Below are 18660 nucleotides of genomic sequence, written 5' to 3'. Positions count from 1 at the left end.
CTGCAAAACAAGAGGTATTATGTTTTTTATCAGAATTTCTTTGATGATGTAACCTTTTTTGAAAAAACTAGTATATTTATAGGATAACTTTATAATATTCTTAACAAAATATCAAGCAGGTAAAAGTTATCTTGCTTGTCAATCTAAAAATCAACTTTTATATTATGAAAACAACGAGTTCTAGAACCCTTCGAATTCTTTGGTCTCTTTTCTTAATGCTTGCGATTGTAGGTATTCAGGATACTGAGGCGCAAAGAAGAAAAAAGAAGAAGAAAAAAGGTAAAACGGAAATGGCCGCTAAGCCAAAACCGAAACCAAAAAAGCCTAAAAAATCGATTGCTACTTTAACAAAGAAAAGCAAAAAAATGGACGGTTTATTTACAATATATCAAGATACTGTAACTGGCGCCGTTAAAATGTTAATTACAAAAGATCAATTAGATAAAGATTATATTTATTTCTCTCAAATTGCTGATGGTGTTACTGAAGCAGGCAGTTTTAGAGGAGCCTATAGAGGGTCTAATGTTTTTCATATAAAGAAATATTTCAATAAAATTGACTTTTACGCACCAAATACATCTTTCTATTTTGATGATGGTAATGCCATTTCTAAAGCAGCAAAAGCAAACATTAGTGATGCGAGAGTTGCGAGTACTAAAGTGTTATTTGCTGATGAGAAAAAAGGTGAATATTTGATCGACGCTACTGGTTTATTTTTGTCAGAGACGCTTACTAGAGTGAAGCCTCCAAGATTTCCAGGAAGATCTCCTTTTGCTTTTAGTCTAGGTCGTTTTGATAAAAACAAATCTAAAATTGAGGCAATTAAGAATTATCCAGAAAACACAAACATAAAAACGGAGTACGTATATAGTAATCCTAGTGTTTTAAATGGTGGTTCTAATGCTGTAACGGATGGTAGAAATGTGTCTATTAAAGTATTCCATACATTCATGAACATGCCGGATGATGGATACGAAACTAGAATGGACGATCCAAGAGTAGGTTATTTCCTAACTCAAACAAATGATATGACCTCTACTGGTACAGTAAATTATAGAGATTTAGTACACAGATGGAGATTAGTTAAAAAGAATCCTAATGCAGCAATGTCAGAACCAGTAACTCCAATTACTTGGTGGATTGAAAACACAACTCCAGTAGAATGGAGAGAAACGATTAAAGAAGGTGTTTTAGCATGGAATGAAGCTTTTGAAAAAGCTGGATTCAATAATGCGGTGGTTGTAAAAATACAGCCAGACGATGCTGAATGGGATGCAGGTGATGTTCGTTACAACGTATTACGTTGGACTTCTTCTCCGAATCCTCCTTTTGGTGGTTATGGACCTAGCTTCGTAAACCCAAGAACAGGAGAGATCTTAGGAGCAGATATCATGCTAGAATATGTACACTTTACGAATAGAGTATTCGCTGACAGATTATATACAGATGCTGCTGCTTATATGCACTTAGAAACTGAAGAAGAATTAGAGATTCAAAAGTTAAAGAATAAAAACAACCAAGGACATATGTACTGCTCTATGGGGCATTTAATGCATGAGAACAACATGTTTGGAACGGCAGTATTAGAAGCAACTGGAGCTTCTGATCTTGAGATGGAAACCTTGAAAAAAGAAGGGATGAAGTCTTTAATTATGCACGAGGTTGGGCATACATTAGGATTAAATCATAATATGAAAGCTAGTCAGATTTATACGCCTGCTCAATTAGCCGATGCAAACTTTATTAAAGGAAAAGCATTGACTGGTTCTGTAATGGATTATGCTGGTATCAACGTAACAAATGATAGAACTAAGCAAGGTCAGTACTATGATATGGCAGTTGGTCCTTACGATATTTGGGCAATCCAATTCGGATACCAGCCATTTAAAAGTAAAGGAGAAATGACTGCTTTATTAAATCAATCTACAAAACCAGAATTAATCTTTGGTAATGATGCTGATGATATGCGTTCTCCTGGAAAAGCAATTGATCCAAGAGTAATGACTGGTGACCTTTCTGGTGATCAAATTACCTATTCAATCAATAGATTTAAGTTAGTAAACGATATGTTGAAAAACGTGAAAACTCGTTTTGCTAAAAAAGATGGAACCTATGTAGATTTAGTTAGAGCATACTACTCTTTAAATGGACAAGCTGCAAGAGCTGGAGATGTAATCTCAAGATTCATTGGTGGAGTTTATGTTGATAGAGCTATGGTAGGACAAACTGGTGGAACCATGCCATATACGCCTGTTAGCTTAGTAGATCAAAAAAGAGCTTTCAATGCATTGAAGAAATATGTATTTGCTCCTAATGCATTCAGCGCTCCAAAAGAAGTATACAACTATTTAGCTTGGCAACGTAGAGGATATAACTTCTTCGGCGGACCTGAAGATCCAAAGATTCACAGACAAGTTTTAGGATATCAAGCTAGGGTATTAGCACATATCATGCATCCAAATACATTACAAAGATTAGGTGATTCTGAATTATACGGTAACAAATACAGGTTATCTACTTTCATGACTGATTTAAACAACGCAATGTTTAAACCAGATGTATATGGAAGCATCAACTCTTTCCGTCAAAATCTACAGATTACATATGTAAAGAGATTAGTAAATATGGTTACAGGAAGAACTGCTAGAAGATTCTCACCTGCATCTCAATCTATGGCTTTATTAAACTTAAAGAATATTAAGACATGGGTAAGCAACGGTACAGGTAATACAGCTACCCGAGCACACAAGAACCATATCAAAACATTAATCACGAATGTGATGAAAGAAATTAAATAAGTTTAACTTTCTTTTAAATTAGGAAAAACCGCAATCAAATGATTGCGGTTTTTTTTATCTTTACTATATATGGCAAAAGTCTTACTTACTGGAGGAACCGGGCTAATAGGAACTCAACTTTCTTCCCTATTAAAACGAAAAGGATATGAGGTAAGTATTCTTACAAGAACACCAAAAAAAGAAGATGAGTACGCTTGGGATGTTCATAACAATTATATTGATGACAAGGCATTAGATGACATAGGTTATGTAATACATCTAGCGGGTGCAGGAATAGCTGATAAAAAGTGGACATCAGAAAGAAAACAAGAGATTATAGATAGTAGAGTTAAATCTGCAGAGCTCTTATTGCGAAAAGTAAAAGCATTAAACACTCCATTAAAAGCATTTATTTCTTCTTCTGGTATTGGCTATTACGGTGCCGTTACTACAGAAAAAATATTCAAAGAAAATGATCCGTCATATGATGATTATATAAGTGAAGTTTGTCAACTTTGGGAAAAAGCTGCCTTCGTATTTAAGGTAGAAGGTATTCGAACTGTTGCTTTAAGAACTGGAGTGGTACTAAGTAAAGATGGAGGCGCGCTATCAAAAATGAAAACACCTATCATCTCTCCTATTGGTTCTGGGAAACAGTATTTACCTTGGATCCATATTGATGATCTTTGCGAGATGTACTTGAAAGCCATTGAGGACGCCGAAATGTCTGGAGTGTTTAATGCCGTTGCGCCAGAACACCACACAAGCACTTCTTTTTCTAAAACACTTGCCAAGAATTACAAAAAACCATTTATACTATTAGGTGTTCCTGCCTTTCTTTTGAAGCTAATCTTTGGCGAGCTTTCTGTTATTTTGTTGAAAGGAAGTCGCGTTTCATCAGAAAAGATTGAATCAAAAGGCTTTACATTCCGTTTTCCAACGTTGCAAAATGCGCTTAAAAACCTCTTTTGATATGGCAGCATTTTCGTATCTTGTCCTTTGCTTATGATACAATTTATACTAAACAATAAAATAATTAAAACAACGGCGAAAGCAGGAATTCCCCTACTCGATTTTATTCGTGATCATCAACAATTAAAAGGAACGAAGATTGGTTGTAGAGAAGGAGATTGCGGTGCTTGCACAGTTTTAGTAGGGTCTTTAGTCGATAATAAAATTAGTTACCAGAGTATTACCTGTTGTATTTCTCCTTTAGGAAATGCCAATGGTAAGCATATAGTAACCGTAGAGGGCATTAATCTTCCAAAGAAAATGAATACCGTCCAGATGGCAATGGCTGACAATTTTGCTACACAGTGTGGTTTTTGTACTCCTGGATTTGTGGTATCTATGACGGGGTTCGCCATCAATTCCACTCAAGAAAATGAGTTCCTAAATTCTTGTAATGATGCTATAAGTGGAAATATTTGTAGATGTACTGGATATAAGTCTATTGAAAAAGCAGGTTTTGATATAGAGGCTAAATTGCAGGAGAAAAATGCCAATGACCAAATACAGTGGTTAATTCAAGAAGGGTTCGTTCCTAACTATTTTGAAACTATTCCGAAAAGATTAGCAAACCTACAACCAAAAACTTTGGAAAAAACAGGGGTTAAAGTTGCGAATGGGACCGACCTCTATGTTCATAATGCAGATGCTTTGTCAGAACAAGATGTGCGTCTTTTAGTGCATGAAGACACTTTAAAAGGAATTTCATTTTCTGAAGGGATATGCACATTAGGCGTAAATACAACTGTTACCGATATTGCAGAAAACAATGAGTTACAAGTCGTATTTCCCAAGTTGAAACAATTTTTAAAATTGGTATCTTCAGAACAGATACGAAACATGGGGACTATCGGAGGAAATTTTGTCAATGCCTCCCCTATTGGAGATATGTCGATTTTCTTTTTAGCTTTAAATGCTACATTAACAATTGAAAGGCCAGATGGAAATCAAAGAACTATTCCTTTCCAAGAGTTTCATCAAAATTATAAAACATACGATCTTCAAGAAGGAGAAATACTACACTCCATTTCTTTTACCATTCCCAAAGACAATGCATATTTCAACTTTGAAAAAGTAAGTAAACGAACACATTTAGATATTGCTAGTGTAAATAGCGCTGGAAGAATTACGCTAGATCAAAGTGTTATAACAGATGCCCATTTTTCTGTTGGAGGAGTAGCAGCCATTCCTAAATATTTATCAAAAACGAGCGTTTTTCTTATTGGAAAGAAGGTCAACACCGAAACAATCCTGGAGGCAGAAATCATTTTGCAGTCCGAAATAGCTCCTATTAGCGATGTAAGAGGTACATCAACATATAAAAGGTTATTGGCAAAGCAATTGTTCTTTGCTCATTTTATCGAATTATTTCCAGAACATGTTCAACTTCAAAACTTAATGGCTTCATGAAAAACATAGATAGTTTTACGCATGTTCGTGGGGAATCTCTTTTTGTAGATGACTTAATTATTAGACAAGACACCTTATTTGGATTATGCTTTGATTCACCCAAAGCTCATGGAAAAATTAAATCTGTAGATTATTCAAAAGCGGAAGCTCTGGAAGGAGTGGTTCGAATTTTTACACATAAAGATGTTTTAGGTGAAAATCAAATAGGTGGTATTATTCCTGATGAGCCTTTATGGGCAGAAGATGAAGTTCATTTTTGGGGACAACCTATTGCCTTTATAGTTGCTGATTCTGAAGCTACTGCTAAAAAAGCGCGCGCTTTAATAGATATTGAGATTGAAGACCTACCAGTAATTACGACTGCCAAACAAGCCAAAGAAAAAGGAAGCTTTATCAACGCTCCACGATCTTTTAATTTAGGCGACACTGCAGCATCTTTTAATAATTGTGATTATGTTTTTGAAGGTGAAACCTTCTCTAATGGACAAGAACACCTATACCTAGAAACACAAGGTTGTTATGCTGTTCCTCAAGAAAACGGGAATATAAAAATAACCTCTTCTACACAAGGTCCAACACAAGTCCAAAAAACAGCCGCAAGAGTATTAGGAGTCGCAATGCATAAGATTGAAATAGATGTGATCCGTCTTGGTGGAGGGTTTGGAGGAAAAGAAGATCAAGCGACTCCATGGGCAGTTATGGCTGCAGTGGCTGTCCAACATTTGAACAGACCTGTAAAGTATATGTTAAATCGCCATGATGATCTAAGAATGACTGGGAAAAGGCACCCTTACTCCTCTTTCTTTAAGATTGGTTTGACAAAAGATTTTAAAATTAAAGCTTTTGAAGCTGAGTTTTTACAAAACTCAGGTGCGGCAGCAGATTTATCTCCTGCAATTGCCGAACGTACTTTATTTCATGCGACCAATAGTTACTTTATTCCAAACGTAAAAACTACGGTGTATAGTTGTAAGACAAACTTACCACCAAACACTGCATTTAGAGGCTTTGGTGGACCGCAAGGAATGTTCGTAATAGAAAGTGCTATTGCTAAAGCTGCTCATGAAATTGGTGTCAATAAACGTCAAATTCAGGAAGCAAATTTACTTCAAGAGAACGATGAGTTTTCTTATGGTCAGATTGCTACTGAAGTACAAGCTCGGAGTTCCTGGCATGCCGCTAAAGAAGCATACAATCTAAAAAAACTGGAAGAAGACGTTATATCTTTTAATGAGCAAAACAATCACTTTAAGAAAGGGATCTCATTAATGCCAATAGCTTTTGGTATTTCATTTACAAATACTCCTATGAATCATGCCAGAGCCTTGATTCATATCTACCAAGATGGAAGCATTGGTGTGAGCACCGGAGCAGTAGAAATGGGGCAAAGTGTAAATACTAAGATGTTACAAGTAGCCAAAGATATATTGGGAGTTTCATCTGATCGGGTTAAACTAGAAACCACAAATACGACTAGGGTAGCAAATACATCTCCCTCTGCTGCTAGTTCTACGGCAGACTTAAATGGAAAAGCAGTGAGAATGGCTTGCGAATCTTTGATTGATCGCTTGTCGAATGTAGCTGCTGGCATGCTATCTGTAAACAAGGATATCATTTCTTTTAAGGAGAATATGATTTGGGTTGATGGAAAAAGATCGGATCTGAGTTGGAACCAATTGATCATGCAGGCGATGTTAGAAAGAGTTGCATTATCTGAGAATGCACATTATGCCACTCCTGTGATTCATTTTGACAAAAGCAAAGAAAAAGGACATCCATTTGCCTATCACGTATATGGTACTGCCATCACAACCGTAACCGTAGATTGTATTCGAGGGATCTATGAAATCGATGCTGTTAAGATCGTTCACGATTTTGGGAAGAGTATGAATTTAGGTATTGATATTGGGCAAGTCGAAGGTGCTTTGGCACAAGGTATAGGCTGGATGACACTAGAAGAAATCTCATACAATGATGACGGGCGACTATTATCGAATGCTTTATCAACCTATAAAGTGCCAGATATTTTTTCGGCTGCTAAAACTATAGAAACAATTCCTTTAGAAACGGGTGGAAATCAAATGGCTATATTCAAATCGAAAGCCGTTGGAGAACCTCCATTAATGTATGGTATTGGAGCATATTTTGCTATTCAAGATGCTGTTAAAGCTTTTAATAAGAGATATACCATACAGTTCCATGCTCCTTTTACACCAGAAAAAGTATTGATGGCATTATATGAAAAATAAAAATATTAAATAGCGTAATTATCGCAATACAATACACGAAACAGAATATTCTTAGAGGCGCTATCATTTATACTGCTGGTGATACCATTGCAGCATTTATTTTAGACGAGTTTTCTGTATATCGTCTAATTGGAATGATGATTGTTGGAGCTACGCTATATGCTTTAGAAATTCCAAACTACTTTGCTTGGATTGATAAAAAAACTTCGGAGCTGTCCGGGATTAAATTAACCTTAACCAAAACAGCACTGGCTATTGCATATTTTAATCCATTATGGATCTGGAGGCACTTGCTCTTTATTAAGTTGTTTTCTGGAAATCTCCAAGAAATAAATTTCGATTTGATAGGTATCGCATTCCTATCTTTTTTAGTAAATATTCCAATATCATTTATAGCAAATTATGCTATTCAGAATAAAATAAAGCTTCATTGGCGTTTTTTGGCAAGTGCCACTTTTTCAGCTTTAATGGCGATTTATTATGCACTAAGTGAAACTATTTTTAAATGAAACTCTGGCAACATCTTTTACATAAATTAGAAGAAAACCGAAAAGCTTACTTGTTAACGGTGATAGAAAATTTTGGTAGTTCTCCTGGTAGAAAAGGCTTTAAAATGATCGTCGTTGATGATGGCTTCATATTTGGCTCAATAGGTGGCGGTGTTATGGAACATGCTCTTGTTGAAGAAACAAAAAAGTTATTGACCTTGGCTGATATGCCAATATTCCTACGAAAACAGATTCACAAAGGTAAGATCAAAGATGGCTCAGGAATGATCTGTTCTGGTGAGCAAACTGTTGTTTTTCATCCGTTAAATGCAACTCACATTTCAGATGTAAAAAGAATAATTGACTGCCTTAAACTTGACAAAAAAGGAACGCTACTATTATCTCATACTTCTTTTTCTTTCTCTTATAAAGAAATGAAAAAACAATTCGACAACCAAATTGTATCTACTAAGGAGTGGTCTTTTAAAGAGCAAATTGGGTTTAAAAATAGATTGTACATAGTTGGTGCTGGTCATGTGAGCTTAGCAGTCTCTGATCTATTTTCAAATTTAGGTTTTTATGTTACCATTTTTGACAATCGCCAGAACCTAAACACTTTTGACCTAAACACAAGCGCTCATCAAAAACGGATGATTGATTATAACCAGATTAGTGATTACATTTTAGAAGGAGATGCTACATACGTGACTATTATGACCAATACTTACTTAGATGACAAATTAGTTCTTAGTAAGATCTTAAAAAATACATTTAAATATGTCGGAGTACTAGGTAGTACGGCGAAACTCAAAACCATGTGGGAAGTATTGCAACAGGAAGGCTTTACTCCAAAACAACTGAGCACAATAAAGGCACCCATCGGGCTCTCTATTAAAAGTCAGACACCTGAAGAAATTGCCGTAAGTATTGCAGCCGAAGTTATACAACTTAAGAATGTAAATGCTTAACCATAAAAAAAGCTACCTTAAAGACAGCTTCTTATATGTATCTTATTTAAAAGTAGATGAGATATTCAAAGCAACTTCAGTCCATGTTTTACTAACACCATCTAATCCTTTGTGAAGATCTTTGCAAGCCATATTCAACGAGTCAATAGAACTTTGTGCATTCCAATTTAGCACATCCATCGTAGCCTGCATGGTAAATTGCTTGCCTGTAATCTTATATGTAAACAGAAGATCTGTACTCACACCATTCATAGTCAGATTTACAGAACCAATAGAATCATTTTCTAAAGTAAATTTCCCAGACAGTAATTTGGTGTTGTTCATGACACCAAAAAAGTATTTTCTTATTTTAAAATCACGACTAGAATCTGATGTAAAAATACTACTCACAGGAATAGAAAATTCTGCATTATTAATAGCTTCTTTAGCGCTATTTCCTTCTCCTCCCGACGTAATCTTAACCTCCTTAAATTTTCCTTTTACAGCTACCTTATCAGTTGTCTTATATGCAACCCAATCTATCTTATGATCGGCATTTGCTAATACAAATGCTGCAGTACTTTTCTTTACTTCTTTAGTTTCTTTGGATTTTTCCTTTTTCTCAGATTTACAGCTGACAAAAAAAGTTGTAGCAGCAATGACAATGAATAATGTTATTAATTTCTTCATGATAATATTTTTTTAGCGAGTTTTATATATTCTTTTTTTGCATCCTCTTGCGTCATCCCATTCAGCTGCATCCAAGCGTTGAATTTAAAGGCATTTCTTACATCAGGGCCCGTATTTAAAGATAAGGGATCACCACTTGTACCTTGTTTATAATAAGCATATAATTTCAACATTAAATCTGGTGCAATACTTTCTTCTAATGCTGAGATCTTTTCAAAAGCTTCATCAAATTTTATATCGAGATCTTTTGCCATGACTATTTTTCTGCGATGACTTGAACGCCTCCTTTTACAGTATCTCCCAACGCTATGTTTAATTTTGTACCAATGGGTAGGTATACATCTACTCTGGATCCAAATTTAATAAATCCAGCATCAGTTCCTTGTACAACCTGTTCCCCCTCCTTGGCATAATTTACAATCCTTTTTGCCAATGCTCCTGCAATTTGACGATATAAGACTTCTCCAAAAGAAGTGTTTTTGACTACGATAGTCGTTCGTTCATTATCTGTTGAAGCCTTCGGGTGCCAAGCCACCAAATATTTTCCCGGATGGTATTTACTATAAGTTACTTCTCCACCTAAAGCATAACGCGTAACGTGCACATTCAAAGGTGACATAAAAATAGACACTTGCAACCTTTTATCCTTAAAATATTCAGTCTCTTCAACCTCTTCTATAACTACAACTTTTCCATCTACCGGTGCAATCACATGCTTATCGTTAGCCTCTGTATTTCTTTTAGGGTTTCTAAAGAATTGTAATATCAAGACAAGGAAAATTAATAAAACCACTTGAATTGATTTCATCAGCCAGAAATGGCTAATATATTCTTCTGATAAAAATATTCCAGCCAAGACAAAAACAAATGTGAATAGAATAATCCTGTAACCTTCTTTATGAAAACGAAGCATGTAATTAAATTATAAATTGGATATACAAATATACAAAGGGCGCAGCAAATAGCAAGCTATCTAATCTATCTAAAAGACCTCCATGTCCAGGCATAATATTACCACTATCCTTAATACTTGCTTGTCTTTTAAATTTTGATTCTACTAAATCACCTATGGTACCTATAACAGATGTGATGATAGCAATAATAACCCAGTCTGTTATTGTTAATAATTCTGAATAGAAACCTATAACTCCTGCAGTAATTATAGAAAATACTAGTCCGCCAATAAAACCTTCAATGGTTTTTTTTGGAGAAACACTTTCAAATAACTTTCTTCTGCCAAAGTTCTTCCCAATTAGAAATGCAAAACTATCATTCGCCCAAATAAGTAATAACACATAGACTAAAATATATGGTTGATATACTTTGTCTATAAACGGAATTAGAATAATAAAACTCAACGAAAAGACAAGGTATCGTATAGAAGCATCCATTTTCTGCCAAAAACTCTTTGGATAGGTGTTCTTTTTACTATACAAATACATAATCATTTGTACAGATGCCAAAAGGGTTAAAATTAACAACACAACAATAGCATTACTTGTAAAAATATCTATGTAAAAAAGAGCTATAACACTCAGAAAAATTAAATAAGGAATCACATTCTTTAAATGGATCAATTTTCCAAATTCGTAAATACAAAAGATTCCAAAAATACTAACCAAAAGAATAAATGATTCTTTAGAGTATAAGATAGACGTAATAAAAATGGCTGCATAAACAAAGCCTGAAGTACTCCTTGTTAAAAGGTTTCGCATTCTATAAATCTTCTAAGAGTAGCAAATATAAGTTTTTTGTATTACTGTTACCGTAGTTTAAAAAATTATCATCTTCTGGGTTAATTTGATAATTTTTGACAGCGCTTATATTTGTTGGAATATTTTCTTTGAAATTGGCTTTAATTCCAGTCAATCCCTGACCAGTATTCTTTACAATTTGACTCGTTCGAGCGTATACTATAAAATCTTCTGTTAAAGAAGCTAATTTTTTGCTTCCTAGCTGATTAGATGAAAATAAGATATCTCCACAATCAGAAATTAAGTGCTCGCAATTGCTGAAAAAAGGTGTTGAATTATTAAACTCTGAGCTTATCTCTATGTTGGTATGATCTACCAAATCGCCAATATCAGTATTTAAACAAGTAATTTTACTCCAATTATTCTCTACTAGAATATTATTTAAATTACTTTTCAACTCATTTGTTGAGATGCAGTATAGAAACTTTCCTCCTTTTTGAATAAAATTATGCACAAACGCATCATCAAGAGACAGGTTTACTTCCTGCTCTTTGATCTCTTCATCATTAGATGACGCCAGTTTAAATAACTTTTTAAAGAAACTCATTATACTAACTAAACTTTTCTATTCCTCTTTTATTTCCTCTTCCTTTGTTTCTTTTTCTTCTTCGTTAGTTTCTTCTTTTTCAAAAGGTCTTTGGCCAAATATCTTTTCTAGATCATCTTTAAAAATAACTTCTTTTTCCAAGAGTAATTCAGCTAATGTAGTTAGTTTTTCTTTATTAACTTCTAAAATCTCAATAGCTCTTTGATACTGAGCTTCAATCATTTTCGAAATTTCTTTATCTATTTTTTTTGCAGTCTCTTCACTATACGGCTTCACAAAAGCATCATTGCCGGAAGAATCGTAATACGTAATGTTCCCGACTTCTTCGTTCAATCCATATACAGTAACCATTGCTCTAGCTTGTTTTGTCACTTTTTCAAGATCACTCAAAGCGCCTGTAGATATTTTATCAAAAACGATCTTTTCTGCAGCTCTTCCTCCTAAAGTTGCACACATCTCATCGAGCATTTGTTCTGTTTGAACAATCATCCTTTCTGCTGGAAGGTACCAGGCAGCTCCCAATGATTGCCCTCTAGGTACAATTGTTACTTTTACCAGAGGTGCGGCATGTTCCAACATCCAACTCACAGTCGCATGCCCTGCTTCATGGAATGCAATCGTTTTCTTTTCTTTTGGAGTTATTACTTTATTCTTTTTCTCTAGACCTCCTACGATTCTGTCAACAGCATCTAAAAAGTCTTGATGATGAATAGCCTTTTTATTCTTTCTTGCAGCAATTAAAGCAGCTTCATTACACATGTTAGCAATATCAGCTCCAGAAAAACCAGGAGTTTGCTGAGCTAAAAACTCGACGTTTACGTCCTTCGCTAGCTTCAAAGGTTTTATATGAACTTCAAAAATTTGTTTTCTCTCTTTAATATCTGGCAAATCCACATAAATTTGACGATCAAAGCGACCCGCTCTCATTAATGCCTTATCTAAAACATCTGCTCTATTGGTCGCTGCCAATACAATTACATTTGTATCTGTTCCAAAACCATCCATTTCAGTAAGTAACTGATTCAGCGTATTCTCTCTCTCATCATTACCTCCTGTCATACTATTCTTTCCTCTTGCTCTACCAATCGCATCAATCTCATCAATAAAAATGATTGACGGTGATTTTTGTTGCGCTTGTTTAAACAAATCTCTTACTCTAGATGCTCCTACTCCCACAAACATTTCCACGAAATCGGATCCAGATAAAGAGAAAAAAGGCACACCTGCTTCACCAGCTACAGCTTTTGCCAAAAGTGTTTTACCAGTCCCTGGAGGTCCTACTAATAATGCTCCTTTAGGAATCTTTCCTCCCAAAGAGGTATATTTTTCTGGACTCTTCAAAAAATCTACAATTTCCTGAACTTCTTCTTTCGCTCCTTCCAAACCAGCTACATCTAAAAAAGATGTTTTTACTTTGGTATCATTATCAAACAACTTCGCTTTAGATTTTCCTATATTGAAAATCTGACCACCGCCGCCACCGCCTCCACCGGAACCTGACATTCTTCGCATAAAGAATAACCAAATGGCAATCAATAGAATAAAAGGTAGAAATGAAAAAATATGATCAAAAATACTAGTCCTATTATCATTAAAGAGATCTAGTGTTAAGCCTTTTGTTTTCTTAGCTTCTTTAATTTGGTTTTCGAAATTCTGTAAATCTCCAAAATTATACTGAAACAATGGAGATCCTTTTCTGTAAAAGGTTCCGCTTACTTGTTTCTTATAACGTTCTTTAGACTTAGATTCTTCTTTAATGTAGACTTCGGCAAAGGTTCTATTTACCACCATCACCTTTTCAATATCATTCTCGTCTAAGATTTTAAAAAACTCATTTTTTCCAATCTTTTTGACACTTAAAGCACCGTCGTTGATAAAATTAAAACCAATAAACAACAAGAAAATTGCTCCATATACCCAGTACATATTAAACTTGAACTTAGGCGCGTTTGGTTTTGTATTTTTATTTTTATCACTCATATTTTTTCGAAATTAATTTAAACCGGGTTGATCTCTGTAATTTTTGCATCACCCCATAAGCTCTCTATATCATAAAACTCTCTCACATGCTTCTGAAAAACATGTACCACAACATTCACATAATCCATCAAAACCCATTCAGAGTTATTTTGACCCTCTATATGCCAAGGCTTGTCTTTTAGTTCCTTGCTTACTACTTTTTGCACGGAACCTGATATAGCATTTACTTGTGTATTTGAATTTCCAGAACAGATTACAAAATAATCGCAAACTGTATTCTCTATTTCTCGTAAGTCTAATAATTGGATGTCTTCTCCCTTTACATCATCAATTCCTTTGATTATTACAGATATTAGATCATCTGCACTTACTTGTTTTTTTGTCATTAAAAATCCTTAAAATTTAAGCAAAGTTATTACTTTTTTGCGACTATTTTTGTGTAATATTGAACTAGTTTACGCTTTATTCAACAATTGAAAATAATCAAACTTAGTGCCATTGACTCAACTAATTCTTTTTTAAAAGAATTGGAGCGTAAAAACGACCAAGAAAACTACACTACGGTAGTGGCCAACGCACAAACAAAAGGCAGAGGGCAGATGCATACAAAATGGGCATCAGAGCCATATAAAAACCTAACTTTCAGCACTTTAATAAATTTAAAAAAACTAAAAACTTCACATAGCGCCTATCTTAGTTTTGCCATTTCTTTAGCTATTTTCGACATACTGCAAGAGTACGACATACCAAATCTAAAGATTAAATGGCCAAACGACATTCTGTCAGGAAATCAAAAGATTTGCGGTATCCTTATCGAAAACACGATCTCAAAGCACCGAATTATTAACTCAATTGCTGGTATTGGCTTAAATGTAAACCAAGAACGTTTTGACAATAACCTTCATGCCACATCTATGATTCATTTTTTAAAGAAGGAAACTAGTTTGGATGCGCTTTTACAGGATATTGTAAAAAACATAAAGTGCTATATTCAATATATTGAATTAGAAAAATTTGCAGCCTTAAAAGCTTTATACCTTCAGAATTTATATAAGGTAGACATTCCCACTGCATTTAAAGATCTAAACGGGCATATTTTTATGGGAATTATCAAAGACGTAACCGATCAGGGTACTATAATTCTTGAATTAGAGGATGAATCATTAAAAGAATTTGACCTCAAAGAGATCTCTTTAGCTAGAGCTTAGCAATATTTTCTGTAAGCGTATCAATAAAACTTGTTAATGGCTTTTTAACCATCATGGCCATCATTGCATTAAACTCCCCTTTAAAGATTAGTTGAACATTACTCTGGTTATCATCTATCTTATCTATTTTTGAAGATAACGTAAAAGGCAACTTACCACTTGCAGCACCTAAAGTAACATCTGAAAATTCAGTTTTGTCTTTTAAAACCAACCTAATTTCAGGCATCCCTTTTAACGCAAACAAAAATGAATCTCCATCCACTTCGAATTTTTGTGTACTTTCTGGCATTAACTGCTCAAAGTTCCCTACTTGCGTAAAAAATGAAAATAACGCTTCATCTGATTTATTAACGGTTACCGTATTTCCTTTAATTTCCATAATTCTTTATTGTTTCCAATCACTTGGATTCATTCTCCAATCTTGTAATGTACTTAGTTCTTCTTCCGTGATATACTGTGTATCTGACGCTTGTTGCAATAAATATGAATAATTACTTAAGGTTGTCAAATCAACATTTGCTTTTTCGAAATTCTCGTTAGCAACATCAAAACCATACGAAAAAATTGCTACCATACCCTTTACTACAGCTCCTACTTCTTTTAATGCTACCACGGCATTTAAACTACTCTTTCCTGTGCTGATCAGATCTTCTATCACCACAACATTTTGTCCTGGCTCTAGATGTCCTTCGATCTGATTCTTTCTTCCATGCTTTTTAGGCTCGGGTCTTACGTATATAAATGGCACGCCTAATTCTTGAGCGATTAAAACACCGATAGCGATCGCTCCAGTAGCAACACCTGCAATTACATCTGGTTTACCGTATTTTTGTTCTACGATTTTGCTCATTTCTTCCTTCAAAAATAATCGAACGGGAGGATACGAAAGTGTTACTCTATTATCACAATAAATGGGCGATTTCCAACCTGACGCCCAATTAAATGGTTCATTTGGGCTTAATTTTATTGCCTTGACTTTCAGCAATAATTCAGCAGTTTTTTTTGCAGTATCTTTGTCTAAATTCATATACGGCAAATGTATAAAGTTTTTATAAATGATAAGCCCATTATTTTAACTGATTCATTGCAAAACCAAAATGAACTCCCCTTTTTCATTTACAAAGATGTTGTTTTAGATGAAGTCTTTCACAAGCTAGAGGTAGGTCTTTTGGCGGGTGCTTACTTGTATGCATTAGACATTGAAACATCTTGGAATGACTTCAGAACTTATTTTAAAGTAGTTGTTGCTGGAGGAGGATTGGTCCTAAATGCTAAAAATGAAGTGTTATTTATTTATAGAGGTGGAAAATGGGATCTTCCTAAAGGTAGAATTGAAGAAGGAGAATCTATTGAAGAAACTGCGGTTAGAGAGGTTGAAGAAGAATGCGGAATCTCCAATCTTACCCTCGATCGATTCCTTTTAAAGACCCACCATGTTTTTTATCAAAACAAAGTGCGAAAATTAAAAGAAACCTATTGGTACTTGATGCACAGCAATACAGAACAGGAATTAACCCCTCAGGAGGAAGAGGGAATCACTATTGCAGAGTTTAAACAAAAATCTGAAATAACCATCGCTCTTGAGAACTCATATGCTAATATTCAATTAGTTATTGATCAATTAGATACTTAAGTTATCGTGCTATCTTCATATACATGTCAATTAAACATGTATCTTTGCCGACTTTTAGAAAGACCATCATATTATGAATGCATTTATTAGAAAAAGAGTACAGAATGTACGGAACGATGTATTATCAGGAGTTACCGTAGCATTAGCGTTAGTGCCTGAGGCCGTGGCCTTTGCCTTTGTAGCTGGAGTTGACCCGCTTGTAGGATTATATGCTGCATTCATGATTGGTTTAATCACTTCCATTTTTGGAGGGAGGCCTGGAATGATTTCCGGTGCTACTGGAGCCTTAGCAGTTGTAATGGTGAGCTTAGTAAGCGAAGGAAATGCGATGGGTTCTGAAGGTGAAAATTTGGGATTATATTATCTTTTTCTTACAGTAATATTGATGGGTATCATCCAAATGCTAGCTGGAGTTTTAAAGCTTGGAAAGTTTGTGCGATTGATTCCACACCCTGTAATGATGGGATTTGTTAACGGTCTTGCTATTGTAATTTTTAGATCGCAGTTAGGCATGTTTCCTGATTTGGTTTCCGAAGAAACTTCTTTTTGGAGTACTCCAGGTACTTGGTTCCAAGAAGTTTTTTCCAATTTAGAATTCTGGAAAATGCTTGGTTTGGTTGGTCTTACTATGCTGATCATGTGGGGCTTACCTAAAATAAAAGCGACTAAAAAATTGCCAGAAGCATTAATTTCTATATTGGTAGTTGCCGGAATTGTAATCTTTTCAAACCTTGATGTCGCGACAGTAGGCTCTTTTATCAGAGATGGTGGTGGAGAAGGTTTAAAAGGAGGGTTTCCAGTACCTGTAATGGAGACTTTTTCAAGTATTCCTCTGAATTTTGAGACGTTCAAATTTATATTTCCATATGCGTTGATCTTAGCTGCGATCGGGTTAATAGAATCATTAATGACCTTAAATTTAATAGATGACCTAACCGAAACCAGAGGAAATTCTAATAGAGAATGTATGGCACAAGGTGGTGCTAATATCATCACTGGTTTATTCGGTGGTATGGGTGGCTGTGCTATGATTGGACAATCGATCATCAATATCAAAGGTGGTGGTAGAGGAAGACTTTCTGGAATCACGGCAGCAGTCATGCTATTAATGTTTATTCTATTTGCTTCTTCTTATATAGAACAAGTGCCTATTGCCGCGTTAGTAGGGGTAATGTTTATGGTAGTAATTGGAACTTTTGCCTGGTCTAGTTTTAGGATTATGAATAAAATTCCGCTGGCTGATCTTATCGTATTGATCTTAGTATCGGCATTGACAGTTATTTTTGATTTAGCGATTGCCGTAATCGCAGGTGTGATTGTAAGCGCTTTGGTATTCTCTTGGGAGAATGCAAAACGTATTCGTGCAAGAAAAAGAGTCAAAGAAGATGGAACGAAAGTATATGAGATTTGGGGACCTTTGTTTTTCGGAAGCATCTCCGCTTTTAATGACAAGTTCGATGTGAAAAATGATCCTGATAATGTAGAGATAGACTTTGTAGAATCTCGTGTTTCTGATCATTCAGCCTTAGAAGCCATTTTTGTATTGGTTGAAAAATATCAAGCAGCTGGTAAGAAGATTACTCTAAAACATTTGAGTGAAGACTGTAAAGTATTACTCTATAAAGCCAGTCCAAAATTCCATCAGGTAATTGAAGAGGATATAGATGACCCAAGGTATCATCTTGCAGCAAATCCAGAAAAATTCCCTAAGTCTTTATCAGAATACAAGTTCTAAATTCAATAGGAAGCATTTCTTTTTCCTGATCTTTATTTTGACTACAACAAGCTAAGTCAATTTCAGTACATATGGTTGAAAAACCACAATGCCTTTTGCATGGATGTATATGAAGAACTTCCTAAACCCTTTGTAATTCGCTCACCGTTAAACAATTACCTAAACTTGTCATAATTCACTTTTATTAGCCTGTAATTCCCATTTTGTCGTCAATCACAAAATAAAATTGTAAAT

Annotated in this window: 18 protein-coding genes; 9 read left to right on the top strand and 9 right to left on the bottom strand. The window is 34.9% G+C overall.

Translation table 11 applies throughout. The features are described 5' to 3' along the window. Positions 1-164 precede the first annotated feature (164 nt). The 6 genes from RQM59_RS10780 (at position 165) to RQM59_RS10755 (ending at position 8900) form a co-directional block, all read left to right on the top strand. The gene (locus RQM59_RS10780; RefSeq protein ID WP_349242118.1) at positions 165-2798 is read left to right on the top strand and encodes a zinc-dependent metalloprotease; all 2634 of its coding nucleotides are present in this window, start codon (positions 165-167) and stop codon (positions 2796-2798) included. Positions 2799-2867: 69 nt separating this feature from the next. After that, positions 2868-3749 carry a TIGR01777 family oxidoreductase gene (locus RQM59_RS10775; RefSeq protein ID WP_349242117.1) on the top strand — a complete coding sequence of 294 codons (882 nt, stop codon included), beginning with the start codon at positions 2868-2870 and terminating at the stop codon, positions 3747-3749. A gap of 33 nt (positions 3750-3782) precedes the next feature. Then, positions 3783-5195 (top strand): FAD binding domain-containing protein, encoded by a 1413-nt coding sequence (locus RQM59_RS10770; protein ID WP_349242116.1) that lies wholly within the window; start codon positions 3783-3785, stop codon positions 5193-5195. Next, complete coding sequence (locus tag RQM59_RS10765) at positions 5192-7444, top strand: xanthine dehydrogenase molybdopterin binding subunit (RefSeq protein ID WP_349242115.1); 2253 nt, start codon at positions 5192-5194, stop codon at positions 7442-7444. The genes RQM59_RS10770 and RQM59_RS10765 overlap by 4 nt, the downstream gene beginning before the upstream one ends. 134 nt (positions 7445-7578) lie before the next feature. Next, positions 7579-7953, top strand: coding sequence for a hypothetical protein (locus tag RQM59_RS10760; RefSeq protein WP_349242114.1), 375 nt, complete (start codon positions 7579-7581; stop codon positions 7951-7953). Next, the gene (locus RQM59_RS10755; RefSeq protein WP_349242113.1) at positions 7950-8900 is read left to right on the top strand and encodes an XdhC family protein; all 951 of its coding nucleotides are present in this window, start codon (positions 7950-7952) and stop codon (positions 8898-8900) included. The genes RQM59_RS10760 and RQM59_RS10755 overlap by 4 nt, the downstream gene beginning before the upstream one ends. Before the next feature lie 42 nt (positions 8901-8942). Here the strand turns inward: RQM59_RS10755 and RQM59_RS10750 are convergent, their stop codons facing one another. From RQM59_RS10750 to rsfS, 7 genes are read right to left on the bottom strand one after another with little or no spacing between them, the layout of a single operon-like run. After that, the gene (locus tag RQM59_RS10750) at positions 8943-9569 is read right to left on the bottom strand and encodes a YceI family protein (protein ID WP_349242112.1); all 627 of its coding nucleotides are present in this window, start codon (positions 9567-9569) and stop codon (positions 8943-8945) included. After that, positions 9566-9823 carry an acyl-CoA-binding protein gene (locus RQM59_RS10745; protein WP_349242111.1) on the bottom strand — a complete coding sequence of 86 codons (258 nt, stop codon included), beginning with the start codon at positions 9821-9823 and terminating at the stop codon, positions 9566-9568. The genes RQM59_RS10750 and RQM59_RS10745 overlap by 4 nt, the downstream gene beginning before the upstream one ends. A 2-nt stretch (positions 9824-9825) precedes the next feature. Next, on the bottom strand, positions 9826-10482 hold the full coding sequence (locus RQM59_RS10740) for a phosphatidylserine decarboxylase family protein (protein WP_349242110.1): 657 nt from the start codon (positions 10480-10482) through the stop codon (positions 9826-9828). Between the two features lie 4 nt (positions 10483-10486). Beyond that, positions 10487-11284, bottom strand: a complete 798-nt coding sequence (locus RQM59_RS10735) for a phosphatidate cytidylyltransferase (protein ID WP_349242109.1) — start codon at positions 11282-11284, stop codon at positions 10487-10489. 1 nt (position 11285) lies between these two features. Beyond that, positions 11286-11870, bottom strand: a complete 585-nt coding sequence (locus tag RQM59_RS10730; RefSeq protein ID WP_349242108.1) for a hypothetical protein — start codon at positions 11868-11870, stop codon at positions 11286-11288. An 18-nt stretch (positions 11871-11888) separates the two neighbouring features. Then, positions 11889-13850: an ATP-dependent zinc metalloprotease FtsH gene (ftsH, locus tag RQM59_RS10725; protein WP_349242107.1), complete on the bottom strand. Its 1962-nt coding sequence runs from the start codon at positions 13848-13850 to the stop codon at positions 11889-11891. Positions 13851-13867: 17 nt separating this feature from the next. Next, complete coding sequence (gene rsfS, locus RQM59_RS10720; RefSeq protein ID WP_349242106.1) at positions 13868-14236, bottom strand: ribosome silencing factor; 369 nt, start codon at positions 14234-14236, stop codon at positions 13868-13870. Positions 14237-14323: 87 nt separating this feature from the next. On the opposite strand from rsfS, the gene RQM59_RS10715 reads away from it, so the two are divergent. Continuing rightward, positions 14324-15058 (top strand): biotin--[acetyl-CoA-carboxylase] ligase, encoded by a 735-nt coding sequence (locus tag RQM59_RS10715; RefSeq protein ID WP_349242105.1) that lies wholly within the window; start codon positions 14324-14326, stop codon positions 15056-15058. Here the strand turns inward: RQM59_RS10715 and RQM59_RS10710 are convergent. Then, positions 15048-15437 (bottom strand): SRPBCC family protein, encoded by a 390-nt coding sequence (locus RQM59_RS10710; RefSeq protein WP_349242104.1) that lies wholly within the window; start codon positions 15435-15437, stop codon positions 15048-15050. The genes RQM59_RS10715 and RQM59_RS10710 overlap by 11 nt on opposite strands. A gap of 6 nt (positions 15438-15443) precedes the next feature. After that, the gene (gene pyrE, locus RQM59_RS10705; protein ID WP_349242103.1) at positions 15444-16085 is read right to left on the bottom strand and encodes an orotate phosphoribosyltransferase; all 642 of its coding nucleotides are present in this window, start codon (positions 16083-16085) and stop codon (positions 15444-15446) included. A 9-nt stretch (positions 16086-16094) separates the two neighbouring features. On the opposite strand from pyrE, the gene RQM59_RS10700 reads away from it, so the two are divergent. Both RQM59_RS10700 and RQM59_RS10695 read left to right on the top strand, forming a co-directional pair. After that, the gene (locus RQM59_RS10700; protein WP_349242102.1) at positions 16095-16691 is read left to right on the top strand and encodes an NUDIX hydrolase; all 597 of its coding nucleotides are present in this window, start codon (positions 16095-16097) and stop codon (positions 16689-16691) included. A 73-nt stretch (positions 16692-16764) separates the two neighbouring features. After that, positions 16765-18426: a SulP family inorganic anion transporter gene (locus RQM59_RS10695; protein ID WP_349242101.1), complete on the top strand. Its 1662-nt coding sequence runs from the start codon at positions 16765-16767 to the stop codon at positions 18424-18426. Positions 18427-18660 lie beyond the last annotated feature (234 nt).

This window comes from Asprobacillus argus (assembly GCF_032248395.1).
Lineage (GTDB): Bacteria > Bacteroidota > Bacteroidia > Flavobacteriales > Flavobacteriaceae > Polaribacter > Polaribacter argus.
Note: the sequence above shows the minus strand (reverse complement) of the source record. Positions and strands in the feature narration are given on the sequence as shown.